The organism is Micromonospora sp. WMMD882 (genome assembly GCF_027497255.1).
Classification (GTDB): domain Bacteria; phylum Actinomycetota; class Actinomycetes; order Mycobacteriales; family Micromonosporaceae; genus Micromonospora.
In genome coordinates, this window is sequence record NZ_CP114903.1 from 5,811,561 (window position 1) to 5,835,681 (window position 24,121).

The following is a 24,121-nucleotide window of genomic DNA, read 5'->3' on the forward strand; positions in this document are numbered from 1 at the left end:
GGCCCGGCTCGGCCCGGTCGCGGTGGGTGGCGCTCAGGCGGGGCCGAGGTGGTTCTCGAAGTGGGTGACCCCGGCCCGCGTCGCCCCGGCGGCGATCCGCCGTCCGGCCGCCGGATCGTCGTAGAGCCGCCAGCGCAGCAGGTCGGTGCTGGCGGCGAGGACCTGCGCGAAGCCGGGACGGCCCGGGGTCAGGTATTCGCCGTGGCCCTGACCGGGCAGGGTCAGGAAGGCCCGGGGCCAGTCGGTGCGGGCGTACGCGGACCGGCCGACGTGGTGCGGCACCACCTGGTCGGCCGCGCCGTGCACGAAGAGCAGGGTGGCCGGTGGCCCGGCGAAACTGCCCGCCATGCCGCCCCCGGCGATGATGATGCCGGCCCGCAGCCGCTCCGGGTGACCCGAGGTGAACATGCCGGCGGTGGTGAAACCGCCCGCCGAGTGCCCGCTCGCGGCGATCCGTCCGGTGTCCAGATGACCGGCGAGAGGGTCGCCCCGGGTGCCGGCCAGCCGGGTCAGGTGGCGGATCACCCGCCAGGCGTCCGCCGGTTGGTTGCGGACGTCGTGCCGGCTGAACCGGGCCGCGCGGAGGTTGGTGTTCGGGTACGTGGGCGCGGCGACCACGAAGCCGGCCGCCGCCCAGCGGGTGGTCAGGGCGGTGTGCAGCGCGGGCAGGCTGCGCAGGCCGTGACTGTGCAGCACCAGGGGGAACCGCCCCGGCGCGACCCGGCCGGCGGCAGCCGGGTACCAGACGGTCACCCGCAGCGGTCGGGCCGAGCCGGCGTCGACGGTGAGCGTGCGCACCCCGACGAGGTACGCCTCCCGGGGCGCCGGACGGGGCGACGCGGCCACCCCGGGCGCCGCGGTGACCGAACCGCAACCGACGAGCAGCACGGTGAGCGACGCGGCGACCAGCGCGGCGACCAGACGCGGCACGAACATGCCCCGACGGTAGGCGCTGGTGGTGGGTGCCGCGCCCACCTTTCCGGTGCTCGTCGGCCCGCCGAGGGGCTGAACCCGCCCGGCCCCGCCGGAATCCGTTCATCCGGGCTTCTTCTCCCCGGAACCGGGTGAGCCGGCCGGCTCGTCGTGGTGGTTGCTCCCCGTCGGGCGGCGACGACCCGCGCCGCCGCCCGCGGCCCGCCGCCCGCCGCCCGCCGTTCATCGCTCGACCGCTCGACCGCTCGACGGGGAGCGTCACACCTCCACTGCTCATGGTTCCGCCGCACGACACGTTCGCTACCCACAGTCATGTCAATCGACGGTCTGTCCACCCTCGCGGGCCCTTTGCTCTGCACCCATCACCGCGCCAGTCACCCTTGGTGGCCGTCGCCTGCCTCGGGAAAGGATCATTCAGCTTGTCTTTTGCCTTTTCACGCCGGTGGTGCGCATCCGGGTGCAGAGCAAAGGGCGGATCGGGGTGTGGCTTTCCTGCGAGGAGGTAACTCACCGTGCACCTGCGTCGCTGCCGGGGAGTGTAGCCACGGAGAGTCACCGAGGTTGGTGGTGTCGTAGGCGCCACGACCGACACAGGGACGGTGGTGTGGCGCGCCGGAGGGCGTCCAGCCGGAGGGCGTCTAGCCGGAGGGCGTCTAGCCGGCGAGGGCGCGGGCGGCGCGGGCGATCTCCCGTTCCTCGTCGGTGCCGACCACGCAGACCGCCACCTCCGCGCCGTCTGGTGAGACGAGGCGGTCACCCGTGCCGGCGGTGTTGCGTTCCCCGTCGACGGTGATCCCCAACCGACCCAGCCCGGCCAGCGCGGCGGCGCGCACCGGGGCGGCGTGCTCGCCCACCCCGGCGGTGAACGTCACCGCGTCGACCCGCCCGAGCAGCGCGTAGTACGCGCCCACGTACCCGGTGATCCGCCGGCAGTAGACGTCGAAGGCCAGCGTCGCCGCCGGGTCGCCGGCGGCCCGGCGGGCCAGCACCTCGCGCATGTCGTTCGCGCCGGTCAGGCCGAGCAGGCCGCTGCGGTGGTTGAGCAGGTCGTCGATCTCGTCCACGCCGAGCCCGCCCTCGCGGCGCAGGTGGAAGATCACCGTCGGGTCGAGGTCCCCGCTGCGGGTGCCCATCACCAGGCCCTCCAGCGGGGACATCCCCATCGAGGTGGCGACGCTGCGCCCACCGGCGACCGCGCAGGCGCTCGCCCCGTTGCCCAGGTGCAGGGTGATGGTGTTGGTCTCCCCGTACGCCCGGCCGAGCAGCTCGGCGGTGCGCCGCGACACGTACGCGTGCGAGGTGCCGTGGAAGCCGTACCGGCGGATGTCGTACCGGCGGGCGGTGTCCCGGTCGATCGCGTACGTGGCGGCGGCCTCGGGCAGGGTGTGGTGGAACGCGGTGTCGAAGACCGCGACCTGCGGGACGTCCGGCAGCAGCGCCCGGGTCACCTCGATGCCGGCCAGGTTCGCCGGGTTGTGCAGCGGGGCGAGCGGGAACAGCTCCCGGATCGCGGCCAGCACCGCCTCGTCGACCAGCACCGGCTCGGTGAACCGCCGGCCGCCGTGCACCACCCGGTGCCCGACCGCGGTCAGCCCGGTCAGGTCCAGCCCGGCCAGGATCTCCCGGACGGCGGCGGCGTGGTCGGCCGGCCCGCCGCCGGGCTCGCCGACCCGCTCGACCGTCCCGGTGGCGCGTACGTCGTCGCCGTCGTACAGCCGGTACTTAACCGACGACGACCCGCAGTTGAGCACCAGCACCCGATCGGTCACGACGGCTCCCCGGCGGCCTGGATGGCGGTGATCGCCACCGTGTTGACGATGTCCGCGACGGTGGCCCCCCGGGACAGGTCGTTGACCGGCCGGCGCAGACCCTGCATCACCGGGCCGACCGCGACCGCGCCGGCCGAGCGCTGCACCGCCTTGTACGTGTTGTTACCGGTGTTCAGGTCGGGGAAGACGAACACCGTGGCCCGCCCGGCGACCGTGCTCTCCGGCAGCTTCGTCGCGGCGACGGACGGGTCGATCGCCGCGTCGTACTGGATCGGCCCCTCGACGAGCAGCTCCGGGCGGCGTTCCCGGACCAGCGCGGTGGCCGCCGCGACCTTCTCCACGTCGGCGCCCGCGCCGGAGCTGCCGGTCGAGTACGACAGCATCGCCACCCGGGGCTCGACGCCGAACCGGGCGGCGGTGTCGGCCGAGGAGATCGCGATGTCGGCGAGCTGGTCGGCGTCCGGGTCGGGGTTGACGGCGCAGTCGCCGTACACCAGCACCCGGTCGGCCAGCAGCATGAAGAAGACGCTGGAGGCGACGGAGAGCCCCGGCACGGTACGGATGATCTCGAACGCCGGGCGGATGGTGGCGGCGGTGGTGTGGGTGGCCCCGGAGACCATCCCGTCGGCGTGCCCGAGCCGCACCATCATCGTGCCGAAGTAGTTCGGCCGGGCCACGACGTCGTGCGCCAACTCGACGGTCATGCCCCGGTGGGCGCGCAGTCGCGCGTACTCGGCGGCGAAGTCGTCCCGCAGGTCGCTGGTCGCCGGGTCGACCAGCTCGGCGTCGCCGATGTCGATGCCCAGCTCCCGGGTGCGGCGGGCGATGTCGTCGTGGCGGCCGAGCAGGGTCAGGTCGGCGACTCCCCGGCGGCGCAGGATCTCCGCCGCCCGCAGGATGCGCTCCTCCGCTCCCTCGGGGAGCACCAGCCGCCGTCGCTGCGCCCGGGCCCGGTCGATCAGGTCGTACTCGAACATCAGCGGGGTGACCCGCGCCGAACGGGTGACCTCCAGCCGGCGGGCCAGGTCGACGGTGTCCACGTGCGCCTCGAACGCGCCCAACGCCGCCTCCACCTTGCGCGGGTTGGCCGTGCTGGGGCGGCCCTCGATCCGGTTGGCGGCGGAGATCGTGTGGTAGCTGTCGGTCGGCACGGAGAGCACGGCGAGGCCGGTGTTCAGGCGCTCCACCAGCCGCATCGCCCGCGGGTCGGGCCGCTCACCGAGGGTCAGCACCAGCCCGGCCAGCGACACCTGCCCGGCCACGTGCGCGGCGCTCGCGGCGACCAGCAGGTCGTCCCGGTCCCCGGGGGTGATCATCAGGCAGCCGTCGGTGAGGTGGTCCAGCAGGGCCGGCACGTGCGCCGCGCCGACCACGTAGTCCAGCACGTCCCGGTCGAGGGCGGCGTCATCGCCGGCCAGCACGGTCGCGCCGAGCGCCGCCGCCACCTCGGCCACCGTCGGCGCCGACACCGTGGGCACCTCCGGGATCGCGTACGTCGGGACGGGCAGCTCGGGCAGCGTCATCGCGTCGGACACCCGGTTGGCGATCACCGCCAGCACCGTCGCCCCCAGGTCGACCAGATCGTGGTACGCGCCGCGCGCCGTCGACGCGATCGCCGCCGGTTGCTGCCCGAAACCGTCCACCACGGGCACCACGACGCTGCCGAACTCGACCGCGAGCCGGGCGTTGAACGCCAGCTCGCGGGGGTTGCCCGGGTCACCGGTGTCGTCGAAGTCGCTGCCCACCACCACCATCGCCGGGCAGCGGCGTTCCACCGCCCGGTACCGCTGGACGATCCGGGAGACCAGCTCCTCCCGTCGGCCCTCGCCGACCAGGGCGGCCGCCTCCGGGTACGTGGCGCCGCCCAGCTCGTCGAGGGGCCGGGCGATGCGGTAACGGTCGGCGAGCAGGGCGAGGATCGGGTCGGGCGCGGCGGCGGGGACCAGCGGCCGGAACGCGCCGATCCGCTCGACCTGCCGGGAGAGCAGCTCGGCGAGCCCGAGGGCGATGGTGGACTTGCCGCCGCCCGAGCCCACGCCGGTGAGGTAGACACTGCGCGCCACGCCCTCACGCTACAAGAGCGCCGCAGTCGCCGCCCGGGTCGTTGGTCCCGGCAGCGGGTCCGGTGGTGTTCGTCGGGTCCTAGGGGAGGGCGGGCTCGGCGGGGCGGGAGGTGTCCTCGCGGGGCGGGTGGGCGGCCCGGAAGATCGCGTCGCTGCGGGCCAGCCAGGCCGCGCCGAAGGCGAAGACCGCGACCGTCTCGCACCAGAACACCGGGCGGAGCGTGTCGCGTACGTCGTCGGGCAGGGCGACGCTGGCCACCGCCAAACCGATCGCCGCCAGGATGAGGAACCCGCAGGCGCGGTAGAACCGGTTGCCCGGTTTCGGGTCGGGGCGGACGGTCGGGTCGGGCCGGGTGAACAGGGCCAGGCAGAAGACCGCCAGCAGCAGGAAGAGGGCGCCGGCGGACACCTGGTGCGCCACGCCGACGGCCCGTTCGGCGCGGCTCGGGTCGGCCGGCGCGGTGGGGAACAGCGCCACCGCGATCGCCAGCACCCCGGCGACCGTGCTGATCAGGTCGTCGGGGTACCGGTGACGGTAGCTGATCAGGAACACGCCGACCGCGCACAGGCTGCCGACGAAGACGTCCCGCAGCTCGCTGTGGTAGTAGCCGCTGAGCGAGTCGAGCAGGACGGGTCGGCCGGCGACGATGCCGTGCCCGACGATCAGGACGATCGGCAGGGCGAGGCCGACGACGCCGACGCCGACCCGGAGCCGGCGTACGGTCACCGCGTCCTGCGGGGGTCTGGGGGATCCGGGGGTCACGGTCGCCTCCCTGGGCCGGGCGGCGTACGGCCGGGCCGGGCCGGCCTGACCGGGACGCTGCCTACCAGTGCACCCCCCGGTGACGCTGGGTGTCAATCACCTCGCCGGGTGACGCCCGTCCATCTCCCGCATCCGGGGCCGTCAGTCCTCGTCCTCGTCGTCCAGTCGGGCCAGCCAGGTGGCGAACCGCTCGATCGGCGTCTCGAACTCAGGGTTCAGGTCGACGAAGTCCCGCAACCGTTCGCCCAGCCACTCGATCGACACGGATTCCTCCCCGCGCCGCTCGACCAGCTCCTCGATACCCCGGTCGGTGAAGTACATGGTGCTCTCCTCGGACATGCCGCTGGGGCAGGCCCACCGGGTACGGCGGGCGCTGCCCCAGCGGGTAGCGGGTCAGGGACGGGGAAGCGCGGCCTCGATGAGGGCGCCCTGCTCGACGTCGTGCATCTTGGCCGAGCCGACCGCCGGCGCGGCGGCGGCGGGCCGGGAGATGCGCCGCAACCGTACGTCGTCCAGGTGCTCCAGCAGGTTGAGCGCGACGAAGCTCCAGGCGCCCTGGTTGGCCGGCTCCTCCTGCACCCAGGCGACGTCCTCGGCGTTGGGGAAGCCGGCGAGCGCGGCCCGGATCTGGTCGACCGGCAGCGGGTAGAGCTGCTCGATCCGGACGATCGCGGTGTCCGTAACGCCGCGCTCCTGCCGCGCCTGGAACAGGTCGTAGTAGACCTTGCCCGAGCAGAGCAGAACCCGCTTCACCTGCTCCGGGGCGGGCGCGGCCGGGTCGGCGAGCACCGGCTGGAAGGTGCCCGAGGTGAAGTCCTCCACCGGCGACACGCAGAGCTTGTGCCGCAGCAGGGACTTCGGCGTGAACACCACCAGCGGCTTGCGTTTCGGCGACAGCGCCTGCCGGCGCAGCAGGTGGAAGTAGTTAGCCGGGGTGGTCGGGATGGACACCCGCATGTTGTCCTCGGCGCACATCTGGAGGAACCGCTCGGGGCGGCCGGACGTGTGGTCCGGGCCCTGACCCTCGTGGCCGTGCGGCAGCAGCAGGGTGACCGCGGAACGCTGGCCCCACTTCACCTCGCCGGAGGAGATGAACTCGTCGATCACCGACTGGGCGCCGTTGACGAAGTCACCGAACTGGGCTTCCCAGCAGACCAGCGCGTTGACGTTCTCCACCGAGTAGCCGTACTCGAAGCCCATCGCGGCGTACTCGCTGAGCAGTGAGTCGTGCACGAAGAACCGGGAGCGCTCGCCGTCGGCGGTGAGCGTCTTCAGCGGGAGGTGGTCCTCGCCGGTGCGGGAGTCCACGATCGAGGCGTGCCGCTGCACGAACGTGCCGCGCCGGGAGTCCTGACCGGCGAGCCGGACGGTGACCCCGTCGTGCAGCAGCGACCCGAACGCGATGATCTCGCCGAAGCCCCAGTCGATGCCGCCCTCGACGGACATCCTGGCCCGCCGGTCGAGGAGCTGCTGGATCCGCTTGTGCGGGGTGAACCCGTCGGGCAGGTTGACGTGCGCGTCGCCGACCGCCTTGACGACGGCGGCGTCGGTGGCCGTCTCCACCTGCGGCTCCGGCTCGTCCTCGCGACGCGGCCGGCTGACCTGCTTGGGGGCCGAGGCGGCGTCCCGGGTGGCCTTGAAGACCCGCTCCAACTGCGCCTGGTAGTCGCGGAGCAGCTCCTCCGCGTCCTCCACGGTGATGTCCCCCCGACCGATCAGCTCCTCGGTGTAGAGCTTGCGTACCGACCGCTTCGAGTCGATGATCTTGTACATCTGGGGGTTGGACATCGACGGGTCGTCGCCCTCGTTGTGCCCGCGCCGCCGGTAGCAGACCATGTCGATGACGACGTCCTTGTTGAACGCCTGCCGGTACTCGAAGGCCAGCCGGGCGACCCGCACCACGGCCTCCGGGTCGTCACCGTTGACGTGGAAGATCGGCGCCTGGATCATCCGGGCCACGTCGGTGCTGTAGAGGCTGGACCGGCTGTACTCCGGGGCGGTGGTGAAGCCGACCTGGTTGTTGACCACCACGTGCACCGTGCCGCCGGTGCGGTAACCCCGCAACTGGGAGAGGTTGAGCGTCTCGGCGACCACGCCCTGACCGGCGAACGCGGCGTCACCGTGCACCGCCAGCGGCAGCACGGTGTAGCCCTCCAGCTTCAGGTCGATCCGGTCCTGCTTGGCCCGGACGATGCCCTCCAGCACCGGGTCGACCGCCTCCAGGTGGGACGGGTTCGCCACCACCGAGACCTTGACCTGGTGCTCGCCGTCCGGGGTGCTGAACTTGCCGTTCTGGCCGAGGTGGTACTTCACGTCGCCGGAGCCCTGCGTGGAGCGCGGGTCCAGGTGCCCCTCGAACTCCGAGAAGATCTTCTCGTACGGCTTGCCGACCACGTTGGCCAGCACGTTCAGCCGGCCCCGGTGGGCCATGCCGATGACGACCTCGTCCAGCCCGGCCTCGGCCGAGGACTCCAGCACCTCGCCGAGCAGCGGGATCAGCGACTCGCCGCCCTCCAGCGAGAAGCGCTTCTGCCCGACGTACTTGGTCTGGAGGAAGGTCTCGAACGCCTCGGCCGCGTTGAGCCGGTTGAGCACGTGCTTCTGCTCGTCGGCGCTCGGCTTCTGGTACCCGAGCTCGATCCGTTCCTGGATCCAGCGCCGCTCCTCCGGGTCCTGGATGTGCATGTACTCGATGCCGATGCGGCGGCAGTACGAGTCGCGCAGCACGCCGAGGATGTCCCGCAGCTTCATCCGCTGCCGGCCGGCGAAGCCGTTGACCGGGAACTCGCGGTCCAGGTCCCACAGGGTCAGCCCGTGCTGGAGGACGTCCAGGTCCGGGTGCTTGCGGATCTTGAATTCCAGCGGGTCGGTGTCGGCCATCAGGTGACCGCGCACCCGGTACGCGTGGATCAGCTCGTGCACCCGGGCGGTCTTGTTGACCTGGCCCTCGCTGTTCACCGCGACGTCACGCATCCAGCGCACCGGCTCGTACGGGATGCGCAGCGAGGTGAAGAGCTGGTCGTAGAAGCCGTGCTCGCCGAGCAGCAGCTCGTGCATCACCTTGAGGAACTCGCCGGACTGGGCGCCCTGGATGATCCGGTGGTCGTACGTGCTGGTCAGCGTGATGACCTTGCTGACCGCCAGGTCGGCCAGGGTGGCCTCGCTCATGCCCTGGTACGGGGCCGGGTACTCCATCGCGCCGACGCCGATGATCGCGCTCTGGCCGGTCATCAGCCGGGGCATCGAGTGGACGGTGCCGATGCCGCCCGGGTTGGTCAACGAGATCGTGGTGCCGGAGTAGTCCTCCATGGTCAGCTCGTTGCGGCGGGCCCGCCGGACCACGTCCTCGTACGCCTGCCAGAACTGCCGGAAGTCCATCTGCTCGCAGGCCTTGATGGACGGCACGACCAGGTTGCGGGTGCCGTCGGGCTTGGTGAGGTCGATGGCGATGCCGAGGTTGACGTGCTCCGGGGCGACCACCGCCGGCTTGCCGTCGACCTCGGCGAAGGAGTTGTTCATCTCCGGGTGCTCGACAAGCGCCCGGACCATCGCGTACCCGATCAGGTGGGTGAAGCTGACCTTGCCGCCGCGACCCCGGGCCAGGTGGTTGTTGATCACGATGCGGTTGTCGACGAGCAGCTTGGCCGGGACGGCCCGCACGCTCGTCGCGGTGGGCACGCTCAACGAGGCGTCCATGTTCTGGACGATCTTCGCCGCGACGCCGCGCAGCGGGGTGGTCCGGGCGCCGTTCGACGACGGCCCGGCCTTCGTGGTCGCGGCCTTGGCGGCCGTGGTCTTCGTGGTCGCCGCCTTGTCGGTGGCCGCCTTGTCGGTCGCGGCCTTGTCGGTGGCCGCCTTGTCGGTGGTGGCCTTGGCGGCCGGCTTCGCCGGGGCGGCGCTCTTCGGGGCGGTCTTCGCCGGCGCGGCGGCCGGCCTGCTCTCGGTGGCCCTGCTCTCGGCGGGCCTGGCTCCGTCGGGCCTGGCCCCGTCAGGCTTCGGCGTGGCGGCGGGCCGGGCCTCGGCGGGCCCGGTCGCCGTCGACGTGGCGGCCGGGCCACCGCCGTCGCTCTGCGTCACGCTCCCGGCGGCCTCCTGCTGCCCGGCCGGCTCCGCCCCGCCCGACGCGGACGCCGTCGGGGCGGGCGTGGCCGACGGGCTGCCGGCCCCCGGCCCCGGCTGGTAGTCGGCGAAGAAGTCGTGCCAGGCCGAATCGACGCTGTTGGGGTCGGCGAGGTAGCGCTGGTACATCTCCTCGACGATCCACTCGTTCGGGCCGAAACCCGCCAGTGGGTTCTCCTGCGAAGTCTGCTGGGTCGACACGGCCGGTAATCGCCTCTTTCACGCGCGTTGTATGTCTCGCGGCGTCCGCGAGCAGTCCCCCATCGGGGAGCGGACAGACTGGTGCCAAGGCTACGCCGTGCGACTGCCGGAGGCATTTCCGCCTCCAGCCCGTGTCACGTTTCACAGAAGACGCCAGAAATTCACGAACCGCTGCGTACGTGTTCGCTCCCTGCTAACGGCCGGTCTCCGCGCGTTACCGGCCCGCGCCGCCACCCGCCGATGGTCACCAGGCCGTCGCCGGCCCGACACACAGCGTGTCGGGCAGGCGACGGCGCGGTCGACCGGTGGGGCCGGGGCGACGGCCGAGGAGAACGGCCGGCCAGCGGTCAGGAGATGTCGCGGCGGCGGGTGATCATGATGCCGGCGGCGCCGGCCACCACCGCGTACCCGACCAGCACCAGCGCCCCGGTCCACCACGGCGGCAGCATCGGCGAGTCGATCCCGCTGATCATGACCTGGGAGGCGACCGCCGGCCAGATCACCTGCCACTCCAGCACGCTCTCGTTGTCCAGCAGGTTGGACAGCAGCAGGAAGAGCAGCCCGACCACCTGGGTGCCGACCAGGTACACCACCGAGGCGGTGATCACCGCGCCGAGCTGGTTGGTGATCAGCGTCCCGATGCCGACCCCCAGGATCGTCCAGATCGCGTACGCCAGCAGGTTGAGCAGCAGCGCCCGGTGCACCTCCCACTCGCCGAGCTGGGTGCCGTAGTCCTGGGCGGTCAGGAAGACCGCCCCGGCCACCAGGTCGACGACCGTGGTCACCAGCCAGAAGGCGAAACCGACAAGGGACGCCGCCACCAGCTTGCTGAAGATCACCGACGTCCGGCGCGGCGTGCTGAGGAACGTGGTGGTGGCGGTCTGGTGGAAGAACTCGTTGGTCACCATCAGGATGCCGATCAGCATCACGAACAGCAGCCCGAAGTACTGCCCCGAGGTGTACAGGTTGGCCGCCTGCCCGGCCACGTCGTTCTGGGCCGCCGCCTCCTCCGGGCTGAGGCCCACGTTGGCGCCGTCGCCGGAGAGGGTGGTGTGCGCGAGCCAGGCGTTGAAGGCGAAGGCCAACGCCACCGCCGCGAACGCGCCGAGCGCCAGCAGCCACCAGGTGCTCGTCGTACGGATCTTGAGCAGCTCGGATCGGACCAGGTTCATCGGATGCCCGCCTTTCCGGCCGTCAGGTCCAGGAAGACCCGTTCCAGGTCGGGTCGTTCCGGGGTCAGCTCGTGCAGCTCGATCCCGCCGGCCAGCGCGGCCCGGCCGACGGCCGGGGCGTCCACCCCGGTCACCAGCAGGGCGCCCTGCCCGTCCGGCTCGACGGTGGCCGACAGCTCGCGCAACGCGGCGACCAGCTCGTCGGCCTGCGGGGTGCGCACCCGGACCCGGCCACCCTGCGCCATCGACCCGATCACCTCGCCGACCGGTCCCTGCCGGACCAGCCGACCGGCGGCGATGATCACCACGTCGTCGGCGAGGAGCTGCATCTCGGAGAGCAGGTGACTGGAGACCAGCACGGTCCGCCCCTGCCGGGCGAGATCCTTGAGGAAGCCGCGCATCCAGCGGATGCCCTCCGGGTCGAGGCCGTTGGCCGGCTCGTCCAGGATCAGCACCCGCGGGTCGCCGAGCATCGCCGCGGCGATGCCCAGCCGCTGCTTCATGCCCAGCGAGTACCCCTTGAACTTGCGCTTCGCCGCCGGGGTGAGCCCCACCATGGCCAGCGCCTCGTCGGCCCGCCGCCGCGGCAACCCGGCCGCCGCGCAGATCACCCGCAGGTGGTCGACGCCGGTCCGCCCCTTGTGCGCGCTGGAGGCCTCCAGCACCGCCCCGACGTGCCGGAACGGGTCGGTCAGGTCGGCGTACCGGGCCCCGCTGATGGTCGCCGTGCCCGAGGTGGGCGTGACCAGGTTCAGCAGCATCCGCAGGGTGGTGGTCTTGCCGGCGCCGTTCGGGCCGAGGAACCCGGTCACCCGCCCGGGTCGCACGGTGAACGACAGGTCGTCCACCGCCCGTACCGCGCGGTACTGCTTGGTCAGGCCGGACACCACGATCCGGCCCTCGTCGGTGGGGCTCCGCTGCCCGTCAGACATTGCTCTCCTCCCCTGGCGCCAGGAAGCGCCGTCACACAGCGTGACGGGTGGACGGGCTGCGGTCAATTGCACCCGGCTCCGAGATCCGCCTCCGTCTCAGGCAGGATCGGGTCCTCCCGGGGTAGGAGGGCCTGTCACCTACCGTGATTGCATCACGTGACGCCGGTCGACGGGCCGACGGGGGTCAACCCGCCGACAGGGCGATCCGGTCAGCCCGCCGACAGGGCGATCCAGGTGGCGCGGGCGTACGCCAGCAGCGCGCCGTCCGGGGCGTACAGGCTGGAGTGGACCAGCGCCTTGCGACCCTCCCCGCCGCCGACCGCGCCGGTGACCACGCACCGGTCGCCGGGCCGGGGCAGCGCCCGGACCATCACCGCGATCCGACCGAGCAGGTACGGCCGGCCCGGGGCGATCACCGCCCAGCCGCCCGGACAGTCCAGCGCGGCCCACACCGTGGCCGGGACCACCTGCTCCGGGACGTGGAACGGGGCCGCCGTCCGGCCGTCCGGCAGCCGCCCGGGAAAGATCCGCAGGCCGTCCGGCCGCTCCGGGCCGCACACGTAGCAGCCGGGGAACGGATGCTCGGTGAAACCGGGGTAGTCGGCGGCGGCAACCGTCGCGGTGGCCAGGTCCACCCCGGGCGTCGTCGGGCCGAACGCGGGCACCGGCTCGACCCGGGCGACGAGCGCGCCGTCCGGATCACGGATCTCCCCGCCACCGCCGTCGGCCGGTACGGCGGTCAGCGGCGCCCCCAGCGGCGGCGGCCGGCGCAGCGTCACCTCGACCGCGCCGGCGGGCTGCGGGTCGGCGGCGAACCCGGCGGCGAACGTGCCCGCGCTCCAGCCGCCGTTGCCGGTCCCGTACGGCCCGTTGAACCGCGCCTCGATGATCACTCGTGTGCCTCCCCGCCGTCCCCGGACCGGGCCTCGTCGCCCCGCCCTCCCGGCAGCCTGCCACGGCGGTCGGCAGGGATGCGACGGGCGTTCACCGGATCGACACCCGCCGAACCGGTAGCCGGCAACCCCGGCCCCCTACACAGGGCTCATGGCCGTTCTGCGCACCGCTGGCACCCCTCTGGTCACCAGCGGCTACACCCTGCACATCGCCGACGACCCGGTGGACGTGGCGGCCGCCCAACGGCTGCGGCACGAGGTCTTCGGCGCGGAGCTCGGCGCGACCCTGCGTCCCGGCGCCGCCGGGCTGGACGTCGACGACCTCGACCGCTGGTGCGACCACCTGGTGGTCCGGGAGGACCGCGCCGGCACGGTGGTCGGCACCTACCGGCTGCTGCCGCCGGGCCGGGTCGACCGCTGGTACGCCGAGCAGGAGTTCGACCTGGCCGCGCTCGCCCCGCTGCGGGACGGCCTGGTCGAGGCGGGACGCTCCTGCGTGCACCCCGACCACCGGACCGGCGCCGTGATCAACCTCATGTGGGCCGGGATCGCCCGCTACCTGCACCTGCGCGGCCTACGGTGGCTCGGCGGCTGCGCCTCGGTGCCGGTCGCCGACGGCGGGGCCGCCGCCGCCGGGGTCTGGGCGCTGGCGCAGGCGCGGCACCTCGCCCCGCCGCCGCTGCGGGTCCGTCCGCGCCGACCCTGGCTCGCCGAGGCCGGCCCCCCGCCGACGCCCGACCGGGCCGCCCGCCCGGCCGTGCCGCCGCTGCTGCGCGGGTACCTGCGGCTGGGCGCCTGGGTGTGCGGCGAGCCGGCCCACGACCCGGACTTCGGGGTCGCCGACTTCTACGTGCTGCTCGACCTGGACCGGATGAACCCGCGCTACCTGCGGCACTTCCTCGGCGAGCCGGCGCCCCCGGCGGCGGCCGGGCCGTCCTCTGCCGGGCCGGCCGGCGCGGGGCTCGGCGCGGTCGGGGCGGCGGCCGGGTGAGCGCCGTCGGGCACGACCTGTGGCGTCCGCTCTCCGGGTGCGACGTGGCGTGCCTGCCGGGGGCCGGTCAGGCGCCCGCCGTACCGGTCGCAAGGCGGGCGGCGCGACTGCTGGCCGTACTCGGAACGCTGTCGGCGGGGGTGGGGCTGGTGGCGGCGTACCCGCTGCTGCCGCCGGCCGCCCGACGGGCCGGGGTCCGGGCCTGGGCGCGCGGCCTGGCCCGGGCGTTCGGGGTACGGCTGGTGGTGCGCGGCCGGCTGCCGCGCCGCCCGGCGCTGCTGGTCGCCAACCACGTCTCCTGGCTGGACGTGGTGGCGTTGCTGGCCCTCGGCCCGGCCCGGATGCTGGCCAAGCGGGAGGTCCGGGGCTGGCCGCTGATCGGGCCGCTCGCCGCGGCCGTCGGCACGGTCTTCGTCGACCGGTCCCGACCACGTGACCTGCCGGCCACCGTGGGCCGGGTCGCCGCGCTGCTGCGCGCCGGCCGGACGGTCGCGGTCTACCCGGAGGGCACCACCTGGTGCGGCGTCGCCGACGCCCGCCACCTGCGGCCCGGACGCCGGTTCCGGCCGGCGATGTTCCAGGCGGCCGTGGACGCCGGGGCGCCGGTGACGCCGGTACGGATCAGCTACCGGTGCGCCGCCACCGACGCCGAGACGACCGTCGGCGCGTTCGTCGGGGACGACGACCTCTGGCAGTCGGTACGGCGGGTGCTGGGCGCGCGGGACCTGGTCGTCTCGGTGGTGGTCGGGTCGGCGCTGCACCCGACGCCGGGGACGGACCGGCGGCGGCTGGCCCGGGCCGCCGAGTCCGCGCTGCGGCTCACCCCCGCCTGACCGGCCAACCCGGACGCGACACGCCGGCTTTCAGGGTTTTTGCAGGAACCGTCCAGCCCCGGCGCAGCGATGTCGCGGATGATGGCCGCATGGCCCCTACCCAGACCGAGGCGCGGCTGCTCGTCGTCGAGGACGACCCGAACATCCTCGAGCTGCTCTCCGCGAGCCTGCGCTTCGCCGGCTTCGACGTGGCGACGGCGACCAGCGGCAGCGCGGCGCTGACCGCCGCCAAGGACCACCGGCCCGACCTGGTGGTCCTCGACGTGATGCTCCCCGACCTGGACGGCTTCGAGGTGATCCGGATGCTCCGCGAGGGCGGCACCCGGACCCCGGTGGTGTTCCTCACCGCCCGGGACGCCACCGACGACAAGATCCGCGGGTTGACCCTGGGCGGCGACGACTACGTCACCAAGCCGTTCAGCCTGGAGGAGCTGACCGCCCGGATCCGGGCCGTGCTGCGCCGTACGGTCAACGGGGAGCACGCCGTCGCCCGGCTCACCTTCGCCGACCTGGAGCTGGACGAGGAGACCCACGAGGTGCACCGCGCCGGCCAGCGGGTGCAGCTCTCGCCGACCGAGTTCAAGCTGCTGCGGTACCTGATGCTCAACGCCAACCGGGTGCTGTCCAAGGCGCAGATCCTCGACCACGTCTGGAACTACGACTTCCGGGGCGACGACAACATCGTCGAGTCGTACATCTCGTACCTGCGGCGCAAGGTCGACAACACCCAGCCCCGCCTGATCCACACCCTGCGCGGGGTCGGGTACGTGCTGCGCAAGCCGGCGGCGTGAACGCGGTAGACCTGGCTAAGGGGCGGCTACGGGCGGTACCGCTACGGGTCAAGCTGGTGGCGGCGGTGCTCGCCCTGGTGGCCGCCGCGCTGCTGGTGATCAGCTCGCTGACCACGTTCTTCCTCCGCAGCTACCTGGAGGACCAGGTGGACGAGGAGCTGCGCAGCAGCGAGGCCACCATCCGGTCCACCGTCAACCGGTTCCTCGCCGAGGGGAACCCGCAGCGGGCCGACCTGCCGACCGACTTCTCGGTCATGGTGATCGACGTCAACGGCGTACACGCGTTGAAGTACGACAGCGCCCTGGAGACCGGGGACCTGCCGGCCGTCCGCGACGACCTCGCCGAGGCCCAGCAGCGGGCCGGCGAGCCGTTCACGGTGCGCTCCCAGGACGGCGGGATGCGCTGGCGGATCCTCTACATCCGGTTCTCCGACGCGCCCGACGACGGGGTGCTGGCCATCGGGCAGCACCTCTCCGACGTCGACCGGGCGGTCCACCAGCTCGTCTGGGTGGACCTGATGGTCGGCGGCGCGGTGCTGGTCCTGCTCGCCTCGATCGGGGCGGCGATCGTGCGTACCAGCCTGAAACCGCTCGTCGAGATCGAACGGACGGCGGCGGCCATCGCCGGCGGTGACCTGAGCCGACGGGTCCCCGACCCGGAACAGGGCAACGACTGCCCCACCTCCGAGCTGGGCCGCCTCTCCCGGGCGCTGAACTCGATGCTCACCCAGATCGAGGCCGCGTTCCGGGCCCGGGCTGCCTCGGAGTCGGCGGCCCGCTGGGCCGAGGCCGCCGCCCGGGACGCCGCCGAGGCGGCGCGGACCTCCGAGGCCCGCGCGATCCGGTCCGAGGTACGGATGCGGCAGTTCGTGGCGGACGCCTCCCACGAGCTGCGCACCCCGCTCACCACGATCCGGGGCTTCGCCGAGCTGTACCGGCAGGGCGCGGCGCGGGCGCCGGAGCAGACCGCGGACCTGCTGCGCCGGATCGAGGACGAGGCCGCCCGGATGGGCCTGCTGGTGGAGGATCTGCTGCTGCTGGCCCGGCTGGACCGGGAACGACCGCTGTCGCTGGCCCCGGTCGAGCTGCCGGTGCTCGCCGCCGACGCGGTGCAGGCGGCCCGGGTGGTCGCCCCGCAACGCCGGATCGACCTGGAACTCGCCCCCGACGCCGGTCCGCTGGTGGTCGAGGGCGACGACGCCCGGCTCCGGCAGGTCATCGGCAACCTGATGACCAACGCGCTGACCCACACCCCACCGGACACCTCGGTCACCCTGCGGCTCTGCGCGGACGAGAACCGGATGGCGGTGGTGGAGGTGGCCGACACCGGCCCGGGACTCTCCGAGGAGCAGGCCGAGCGGGTCTTCGAGCGGTTCTACCGGGTGGACGCGGCGCGTACCCGGCGGGCCGGCGGGGTGACCGGCACCGGCCTCGGCCTGGCGATCGTGGCCGCCCTGGTCGCGGCGCACAACGGCGCCGTCGAGGTGGTGCCGACGCCGGGTGGCGGCGCGACCTTCCGGGTCCGGCTGCCGCTGCTCCCCGCGGAGTCCCCGCCGGGCGGGTCGGCCGACGACGACCCGTCTTGATTTTCAGGCAACATTCAGGCGCGTTCCAGGCGGGACGCAGTCCCCGGGGGCAAGGTGGAGTCATGACCGAGCACGAGACCGACCCGCAGCGGCGTCCGGCGCAGGCCGACGCCGCGTCGACGCCCGGGGCCAACCCCTCGGACGCGCCCACCTCCGGTTCCGCACTCCCCGCCGGCTCCGGCCCGGTGACCGGTCCGTCGACCGGTCCGGCCGACGACTCCGGCGTGGGCTGGCGTCCCGCCGCCACGCCGGCGCCCGCCTCCCCGTACGCGCCGACCAGCGCCGCGCCGACGTACGAGCCGACCAGCGCCGGGCCGGCCGGCTCCGGCTACGCGCCGGGCGGCCCGTCGACGGGCGCCGCGCCCTTCTCCCCGGGTCAGACGTCCGGGCAGCCCGGCTTTCCGCCGGCCGCCGGCCGGTACCCGGCCGGTCCCTGGTACCCCGGGCACCAGGGCGGGTGGAACGCCGGGTACCCGGGGCAGCAGGGACCGTTCGGTCCGGTGACACCGCCCGGCGGACCCGGCTCGCTGCCGCCCGGCGGGCACGGTCCGGTCACGCCGCCCGGCGGGCCGGTGCCGCCGTGGGCGCAGGGGCCGGGCCACCGGCCGGGGCCGCCGCCGGGCCGGGTGGCGAAGTTCGCCGCGGCCGGCGTGGCGGTGGTGGCCCTGATGTTCGGCTCCGGGGTCGGCGGAGGCGCCCTGGCGCTGGCCCTGTCCGACAACTCCGGCCCCACCCGCACCTACTCCGCCGCGCCCGTGATCGACAGCGCCGACCTGCCGAAGATCGCCGCGGCGGTGCAGGACAGCGTGGTCTCCATCCAGGCCGGCAGCGGCGAGGGCTCCGGCGTCATCCTCACCGCCGACGGGTACGTGCTGACCAACAACCACGTGGTCGCCTCCGGTGGCGGCGGGAACAACGTCCGGGTGGTCTTCGCCGACGGCCGCACCGCCGACGCGGAGATCGTCGGCACCGACCCGAAGACCGACCTGGCGGTGGTGAAGGCCGCCGGGGTGTCCGGTCTGAAAGCGGCCAAGCTCGGCGACAGCGACGCGATGCAGGTCGGCGACCAGGTCCTCGCCCTGGGCAGCCCGCTCGGTCTGCAGGGCTCGGTGACCGCGGGCATCCTCAGCGCCCGGGACCGCACCATCCAGGCCGGCAGCCAGCAGGACCCGCGTGCCGGGGCCAGCTCGATCTCCGGCCTGCTCCAGACCGACGCCCCGATCAACCCGGGCAACTCCGGTGGCGCGCTGGTCAACACCCGGGGCGAGGTGATCGGCATCAACACGGCCATCGCCACCAGCGGGCAGAGCACCGGCAACATCGGCGTGGGCTTCGCCATCCCGAGCAACAAGGCCAAGGTCGTCGCGGCGGCGCTCCAGCGCGGCGAGAAGGTCAGCCACCCGTCCCTCGGGGTCAGTGTCACCGGCGCCGAGGACGGCGGGGCGCTGGTCTCGTCGGTCACCCCGGGCAGCGCCGCCGAGAAGGCCGGCCTGCGCCAGGGGGACGTGATCCTCAAGTTCGGCGACAAGCCCATCAACGACTCGAACGACCTGGTGGCGGCCGTCCAGGCCGGCAAGGTCGGTGACCGGGTCGAGATCGGTTACCGCCGGGACGGCGCCACCGCCAGCACCACCGCGACGCTCGCCGAAGCGTCCTGACCACGAGCCTGTCTCCGCACCGTGGCGGCGGGCGCCGGAACCGAGGGGGTCGGTTCCGGCGCCCGCCGTCGCCCTTTCCGGCGTCCGCGACCGCCCGTTTACCCGGGACGACGACGGGAAGTCGCCGGTGCGGAGCTGACAGGGAGGGGCTCGTCGTCGTGGACCAGTCGTCCGGGGAGCGCGAGGGGCCGTTGCGGATCGCGATGGTGGTGCCGCCCTGGTACCCGGTGCCCCCGTCCGGCTACGGCGGCCTCGAACAGGTGGTCGCGGGGCTGGTCGAGGGGCTGGTTCACCGGGGCCACGCGGTCACCGTCTTCGGCGCCGGCGGACGGCACGGCACCGACGCGGAGTACGTGCCGACAGTCGACGAGCTCCAGCACGACCGGCTCGGCGAGTCGCTGCCCGAACTCGCCCATCTGGCCCGGGTGCACCAGGCGCTCGACGCGGCCGACTTCGACGTGGTCCACGACCACACCACGGTGGGGCCGCTGCTGGCCGACCGGCGGAGCGTGCCCACCGTCGCCACCATCCACGGCAACCCGGTCGGCGAGTACGGCGACGTGCTCAGCCACGTCCACCCGTCGGTCGGGCTGGTGGCCATCTCGCACGCCCAGCGCCGGCTGAACCCGCGCCTGCCCTGGGCCGGCACGGTGCACAACGCGCTGGAGCCGGCGGACTTCCCGCGCAAGACCGCGCCCGGGACCGGGCCGGTGCTGTGGCTGGCCCGGTTCAGCCCGGACAAGGGACCGGAGGTGGCGGTCGCGGCCTGCCGGGCGGCCGGCCTGCCGCTGGTGCTGGCCGGCAAGTGCGCCGAGCCGGGGGAGCGCCGCCACTACACGGAGGCGGTCGAGCCGCTGCTGGGGCCGGACGTGCGGGTGCTGGTCAACGTCGACCGGGACACCTGTCTGCGGCTGCTGGTCGAGGCCCGTTGCCTGATCATGCCGATCCAGTGGGACGAGCCGTTCGGCATGGTGATGGTCGAGGCGATGGCGACCGGCACGCCGGTGGTGGCGTTGCGGCGGGGCGCGGTGCCGGAGCTGGTCCGGCCGGGCGTGACGGGGCTGGTGTGCGACCGCGTCGAGGAGCTGCCGGCGGCGCTGCGAGAGGTGGACCGGATCACGCCGGACGCCTGTGTGGCGCACGTGGCAGAGCACTTCTCCACCGCCGGGATGACCCGGGGGTACGAGGCCGTCTACCGGCGGTTCGCCGCCGGTCCGGGCGTCCGGCCGGAGCCGGCCCGGACGTCCACGCGCTGATCCGGGCCGTCCACGCGCTGAGCCGGGCCGTCCGGCCCGGGCGTCCGCCTGCCGGGGCGGGTCGTCAGGCGCGGGCGGCGTCGAGGCGGTCGAGAGCGGCGTCGAGCTGTCGGGCGTACCCGGGGGTGATGCCGCCCTCGCTGACCCGGCGAGCCACCTTCGCCCGCATCTCGGCCACCGCCCCGGTCACGTCACCCTCGCCGTCGGCGGCGGCCAGGGTCAGGTTGCGCAGCAGGTTGGCCAGGTCGAGGCCGACGTCGGAACGGATCTCACCGGAGTCGACCCCGGCGTCGATGAGCTGGTCGAGCCGGTTCGCGGCGACGACCAGCGTCTCCGGGGCGTCCCCGACCGTCGGGGGCGGCGCGGCGGCGCTGGCGCTCGGGGTGGGCTCGGGCCGACGGGTGGCAGTCGCCGACGGCCGGGGCGCGGGTCGGCTCGGGTCGACCGTGGTCGGGTCGGCGGTGGTCGGGTCGGCGGCAGCCTCGCTGGTCGGCTGGACCTGAGGGGTGACCGGTCCCGTCCCGGGCGGGTCCGGCCAGATCAGGATGCCCGCGACGAGCAGCAGCACCGCCCCGGCGGCCAGCGTGACCGCCCAGCGGCGGACGTTCCCGGACCGGGCCGGCGTCCCGCCGTCCCCGGCGGTCGACGCCGGGGTGACCGGCACCCGACCGACCGGCCGGACCGGCCCGGCTGCCGGCGGAGGTGGATCGTCCGCCGGCAGCGGAACGGTCTGCGCCGGGGCGGGCTCGGCGGCGAGCTGCTTGCGCAGGGTCTCGGCGACCTGCCGCGCGGTCGGGCGCTCGGCCGGGTTCCGGGAGAGGCAACGCAGGCAGGTCCGGGCGACGGCCGGCGGCAGCTCCGCCACCCCGGCCAGCGAGGGGTTCTCCCGGGTCTCCAGCGCCACGCTGAGCTGCTCCCAGGTGTCCGCCGGGTACGGCACCCGCCCGGTCAACGTCTCGAAGAGCAGCACCCCGAGGGAGTAGATGTCGGTGGACGGCTGGGTGGGCGCCCCGTCCAGCCGCTCCGGCGCGACGTACGCGGGCGTGCCGAACGTGCCGCCGTCCTCGTCGTCGTCCGGGGCGCCGATCCGGGTGGCGATGCCGAAGTCCAGGACCTTCGCGCCGACCGAGGTCATCATCACGTTGGCCGGGGTGATGTCCCGGTGGACGATGCCGAGCCGGTGCGCGGCGGCGAGCGCGTCGGCCACCTGCGCGCCGATCTCGACCGCCTCGGCCCAGGGCAGCGGCCCCTCGGTGAGCCGGCACTCCAGCTCCTCGCCGGTGAGCAGCTCCATCACCACGAACGAGGTGATGGAGCCGTCCGGGGCGATGGTCTCGCCGTAGTCGTGCACCGAGGTCACGTTGGGGTGGACGAGCTGCGCGGCGGCGCGGGCCTCCTCCCGGACCATGTCCCGGAAGCGGGCGTCGGCGGCCAGCGACGGGGCGAGCACCTTCACCGCCACGATCCGGTCGAGGACCTCGTCCCGGGCCCGCCAGATCACCGACATGCCACCGGAGCCGATCCGGTCGACGAGCCGGTATCGGCGGGCTAGTAGGCTGCCGGCGTGCAGCGCTCCCATCACTGAACGCACCTGCCCTCGGGTCGGAAGCGCTACCAGGTTGCGGGAATGTGTCTGACGTGTCAACGCCTGGCCGGTTTGACCGGGCATCGTCGACGGTCTCCGTCTGCCGGTCCGCGGCCACTGGCGTGCGCCGATCCTCCGGCTTGTGCCACTCGCTGGAATCCGCTCACGGCGTCCGCGACTGAACGCCGCCCCCGCCCCCGCCCCCGCCCCCGCCCCCGCCCCCGCCCCCGACCGCCGCCGGTTGCGCCTGGGGAACCGCACGCCTGGGGAACAGCGCCCGGCCACAACTTCGATTACGTGAAGTAGTTCCCCGCCAGCCCACCGCCATGGATTTGAAGCCTTTGCTCTGCACCCATCGACGCGTCAGGCACGCACGGTCATCGTGGCTCTCGGCTTCACTGATCACCCGCTGGTTGCTGATGCCCTGCTCAGGTGCAGTGTCGCAGATACGGGTGCAGAGCAAAGGGAACGGTAAGCAGAGAAGGCTTTTAGTGTGGGTGACTCACGGTGAGCTCTGTCGGTGAGTCCAGTGGGCGATACGGATAGTTACCTTTGGGTGGCTCCCTGATCTGTCTCCGCTGCCCGCCCGCGAGCGGCCCTGGGCTTGCTGTGCGCGAGCGGTCGGGGCGTGCTGCCCGGGGCCGCGCACGAAGCGCCGACCGGCAGCGGCGGGCGCGGCCGTGCCAGGATGAACGCCATGGTCGGCGGTCCGGTGGCGTTCGTGCTCGGTGGCGGGGGAGTGCTCGGCGCGGTCGAGGTCGGCATGCTCCGGGCGTTGTTCCGCGCCGGGATCCGGCCCGACCTGGTGCTCGGCACCTCGATCGGGGCGGTCAACGGCGCCCTGGTCGCCACCGACCCGACCGAGGCCGTCACCGACCGGCTGGTCCGGCTCTGGGCGTCACCCGAGGCGAGCGAGGTGTACGGCGACTCGGTGGCCCGTCAGCTCCGCCGGTTCGCCGCCCGTACCCACCTGCACTCGCCCCGGCCGCTGCGGAAGCTGCTGGAGAGCGAACTCGGCGCGGAGACCACCTTCGCCGACCTGAAGGTGCCGTTCCGCTGCTGCGCGGCGAACATCGAACGCGCCGCCGAACACTGGTTCACCACCGGCCCGGTGGTGCCCGCCGTGGTCGCCTCGGCGTCCGTTCCGGGGCTGCTGCCACCGGCCCAGATCGACGGCCAGCACTACGTCGACGGGGGCATCGTCAACTCCATCCCGGTCGGCGAGGCGGTGACGCTCGGCGCGACCCGGGTCTTCGTCCTCCAGGTGGGACGGATCGAACGGCCGCTGACCCCGCCCCGGCGGCCCTGGGAGGTCGCCCAGGTCGCGTTCGAGATCGCCCGGCGGCACCGGTTCGCCCGGGAATTGGCCGGGCTGCCGTCCGGGGTGGAGGTGCACGTGCTGCCCACCGGCGGGCTCGAACCCCGCGACGACTCCCCCTGGGCGTACCGGGACATGGCCGCCGTGGGCCGACGGATCAGCCGCGCGTACACCGCCTCCCGGGACTACCTCGCCGCGCTGGAGCGCTGATGCCGCTGCCGCCGAGGTGGGTCCGTCGGGCCGTGCTCGCCCCGGCCGTGGTGCTGCTGGCCGTCGCCGCGGTCATCACCCTGCCGGTCTGGTTGCTGGCCGCGGCGGCGCTGTCGCCGTTCGTGCCCGGCCGGCTGCGCCCGCTGCGCCTGCTCTGGATCGGGTACGTCTACCTGCTCTGGGACGCCGCCGCGCTGGTCGCGCTCTTCGGGCTGTGGGTCGCCTCCGGGTGCGGCTGGCGGACCCGTTCTCCGGCGTTCCAGCGGGCGCACTACCTGCTCGCCGGCTGGTTCCTCCAGGTCCTGTTCTGGCAGGCCCGGTGGACGCTGCGGCTGAGCATCGACGTGGTCGGCACCGACCCGGACACCGCCCTGCCGGGGCGACCCGAGCTGGTGCTCTGCCGGCACGCCGGGCCGGGCGACTCGTTCATCCTGATCCACGCGCTGGTCAACTGGTTCTACCGGGAGCCACGGATCGTCCTCAAGGACAGCCTCCAGTGGGACCCGGCCATCGACGTGCTGCTCAACCGGCTGCCCACCCGGTTCCTCGCGCCCGGCGGGCGACGCGACGGGTCGGTGACCGAGCAGATCGCGCACCTGGCCACCGGGCTGGACGACAACGACGCCTTCGTGATCTTTCCGGAGGGCGGCAACTTCACGCCCCGGCGGCGGTTGCGGGCCATCGCCCGGCTCCGCACCCGAGGGCTGGAGGGCATGGCGCTGCGCGCCGAGCGGATGCGGCACGTCCTCGCGCCGCAGCCGGGCGGGCTGCTCGCCGCCCTCGACGCCGCCCCGGACGCCGGGGTGATCTTCGTGGCGCACACCGGGCTGGACCGGATGCTGACCGTGGCGGACGTGTGGCGGGAGCTTCCGATGGACAAGCGGATCGTCATGCGGTTCTGGTCGGTGCCCCCGGAGGAGGTCCCCGCCGGTCGGCAGGAGCGCATCGACTGGCTCTTCGACTGGTGGGCGCGGATCGACGGCTGGGTCGCGCAGTACCACGACGGCGACCCGCCCACCACCGACCCAGACGCCACCGGCTCCGACGC

General features: G+C 73.8%; 16 protein-coding genes and 2 pseudogenes. 8 read left to right on the forward strand and 10 right to left on the reverse strand.

The annotated features are described in order from the left end of the window. Positions 1-33 precede the first annotated feature (33 nt). The 9 genes from O7606_RS25115 to O7606_RS25155 all read right to left on the reverse strand — a co-directional run bounded on the left by O7606_RS25115 (position 34) and on the right by O7606_RS25155 (position 12,845). Positions 34-936, reverse strand: a complete 903-nt coding sequence (locus tag O7606_RS25115; protein ID WP_281596457.1) for an alpha/beta hydrolase — start codon at positions 934-936, stop codon at positions 34-36. A gap of 650 nt (positions 937-1,586) precedes the next feature. After that, positions 1,587-2,702, reverse strand: a complete 1,116-nt coding sequence (locus tag O7606_RS25120; protein ID WP_281596458.1) for an acetate kinase — start codon at positions 2,700-2,702, stop codon at positions 1,587-1,589. Beyond that, complete coding sequence (pta, locus tag O7606_RS25125; protein ID WP_281596459.1) at positions 2,699-4,765, reverse strand: phosphate acetyltransferase; 2,067 nt, start codon at positions 4,763-4,765, stop codon at positions 2,699-2,701. The genes O7606_RS25120 and pta overlap by 4 nt, the downstream gene beginning before the upstream one ends. Positions 4,766-4,844: 79 nt before the next feature. Beyond that, a complete protein-coding gene (locus O7606_RS25130; protein WP_281596460.1) occupies positions 4,845-5,528 on the reverse strand; it encodes a hypothetical protein in 684 nt (227 codons plus the stop codon). 141 nt (positions 5,529-5,669) lie between these two features. After that, positions 5,670-5,867, reverse strand: coding sequence for a DUF6104 family protein (locus O7606_RS25135; protein WP_281596461.1), 198 nt, complete (start codon positions 5,865-5,867; stop codon positions 5,670-5,672). A gap of 54 nt (positions 5,868-5,921) precedes the next feature. Next, complete coding sequence (locus O7606_RS25140) at positions 5,922-9,848, reverse strand: multifunctional oxoglutarate decarboxylase/oxoglutarate dehydrogenase thiamine pyrophosphate-binding subunit/dihydrolipoyllysine-residue succinyltransferase subunit (protein WP_281596462.1); 3,927 nt, start codon at positions 9,846-9,848, stop codon at positions 5,922-5,924. A gap of 347 nt (positions 9,849-10,195) precedes the next feature. Next, positions 10,196-11,020: an ABC transporter permease subunit gene (locus O7606_RS25145; protein WP_281596463.1), complete on the reverse strand. Its 825-nt coding sequence runs from the start codon at positions 11,018-11,020 to the stop codon at positions 10,196-10,198. Beyond that, complete coding sequence (locus O7606_RS25150; RefSeq protein WP_281596464.1) at positions 11,017-11,952, reverse strand: ABC transporter ATP-binding protein; 936 nt, start codon at positions 11,950-11,952, stop codon at positions 11,017-11,019. The genes O7606_RS25145 and O7606_RS25150 overlap by 4 nt, the downstream gene beginning before the upstream one ends. A gap of 209 nt (positions 11,953-12,161) precedes the next feature. Further along, on the reverse strand, positions 12,162-12,845 hold the full coding sequence (locus O7606_RS25155; protein ID WP_281596465.1) for a hypothetical protein: 684 nt from the start codon (positions 12,843-12,845) through the stop codon (positions 12,162-12,164). 151 nt (positions 12,846-12,996) lie between these two features. Here O7606_RS25155 and O7606_RS25160 point away from each other — a divergent pair. The 6 genes and pseudogenes from O7606_RS25160 to O7606_RS25185 all read left to right on the forward strand — a co-directional run. After that, positions 12,997-13,749: pseudogene (locus O7606_RS25160) on the forward strand (GNAT family N-acyltransferase); the annotation flags it as partial. A gap of 83 nt (positions 13,750-13,832) precedes the next feature. Then, the gene (locus tag O7606_RS25165; protein WP_281596466.1) at positions 13,833-14,669 is read left to right on the forward strand and encodes a lysophospholipid acyltransferase family protein; all 837 of its coding nucleotides are present in this window, start codon (positions 13,833-13,835) and stop codon (positions 14,667-14,669) included. 89 nt (positions 14,670-14,758) lie between these two features. Next, positions 14,759-15,460 (forward strand): response regulator transcription factor, encoded by a 702-nt coding sequence (locus O7606_RS25170; RefSeq protein WP_281596467.1) that lies wholly within the window; start codon positions 14,759-14,761, stop codon positions 15,458-15,460. Beyond that, complete coding sequence (locus O7606_RS25175; RefSeq protein ID WP_281596468.1) at positions 15,457-17,046, forward strand: HAMP domain-containing sensor histidine kinase; 1,590 nt, start codon at positions 15,457-15,459, stop codon at positions 17,044-17,046. Before O7606_RS25170 ends, O7606_RS25175 begins: the two co-directional genes overlap by 4 nt. Before the next feature lie 62 nt (positions 17,047-17,108). Continuing rightward, complete coding sequence (locus O7606_RS25180; protein ID WP_281596469.1) at positions 17,109-18,704, forward strand: trypsin-like peptidase domain-containing protein; 1,596 nt, start codon at positions 17,109-17,111, stop codon at positions 18,702-18,704. A gap of 203 nt (positions 18,705-18,907) precedes the next feature. Beyond that, positions 18,908-19,960 carry a glycosyltransferase family 4 protein gene (locus tag O7606_RS25185; RefSeq protein WP_281599869.1) on the forward strand — a complete coding sequence of 351 codons (1,053 nt, stop codon included), beginning with the start codon at positions 18,908-18,910 and terminating at the stop codon, positions 19,958-19,960. Positions 19,961-20,024: 64 nt separating this feature from the next. On the opposite strand, the gene O7606_RS25190 is transcribed toward O7606_RS25185, so the two are convergent. Then, entirely contained in the window at positions 20,025-21,539 is a 1,515-nt protein-coding gene (locus O7606_RS25190; protein ID WP_281596471.1) for a serine/threonine-protein kinase, read from the reverse strand. Positions 21,540-22,242: 703 nt separating this feature from the next. On the opposite strand from O7606_RS25190, the gene O7606_RS25195 reads away from it, so the two are divergent. Both O7606_RS25195 and O7606_RS25200 read left to right on the forward strand, forming a co-directional pair. Then, positions 22,243-23,073 carry a patatin-like phospholipase family protein gene (locus tag O7606_RS25195; protein ID WP_281596472.1) on the forward strand — a complete coding sequence of 277 codons (831 nt, stop codon included), beginning with the start codon at positions 22,243-22,245 and terminating at the stop codon, positions 23,071-23,073. Continuing rightward, positions 23,073-24,068, forward strand: a pseudogene (locus tag O7606_RS25200) (1-acyl-sn-glycerol-3-phosphate acyltransferase); the annotation flags it as partial. The gene O7606_RS25195 and the pseudogene O7606_RS25200, both read left to right, overlap by 1 nt. Positions 24,069-24,121 lie beyond the last annotated feature (53 nt).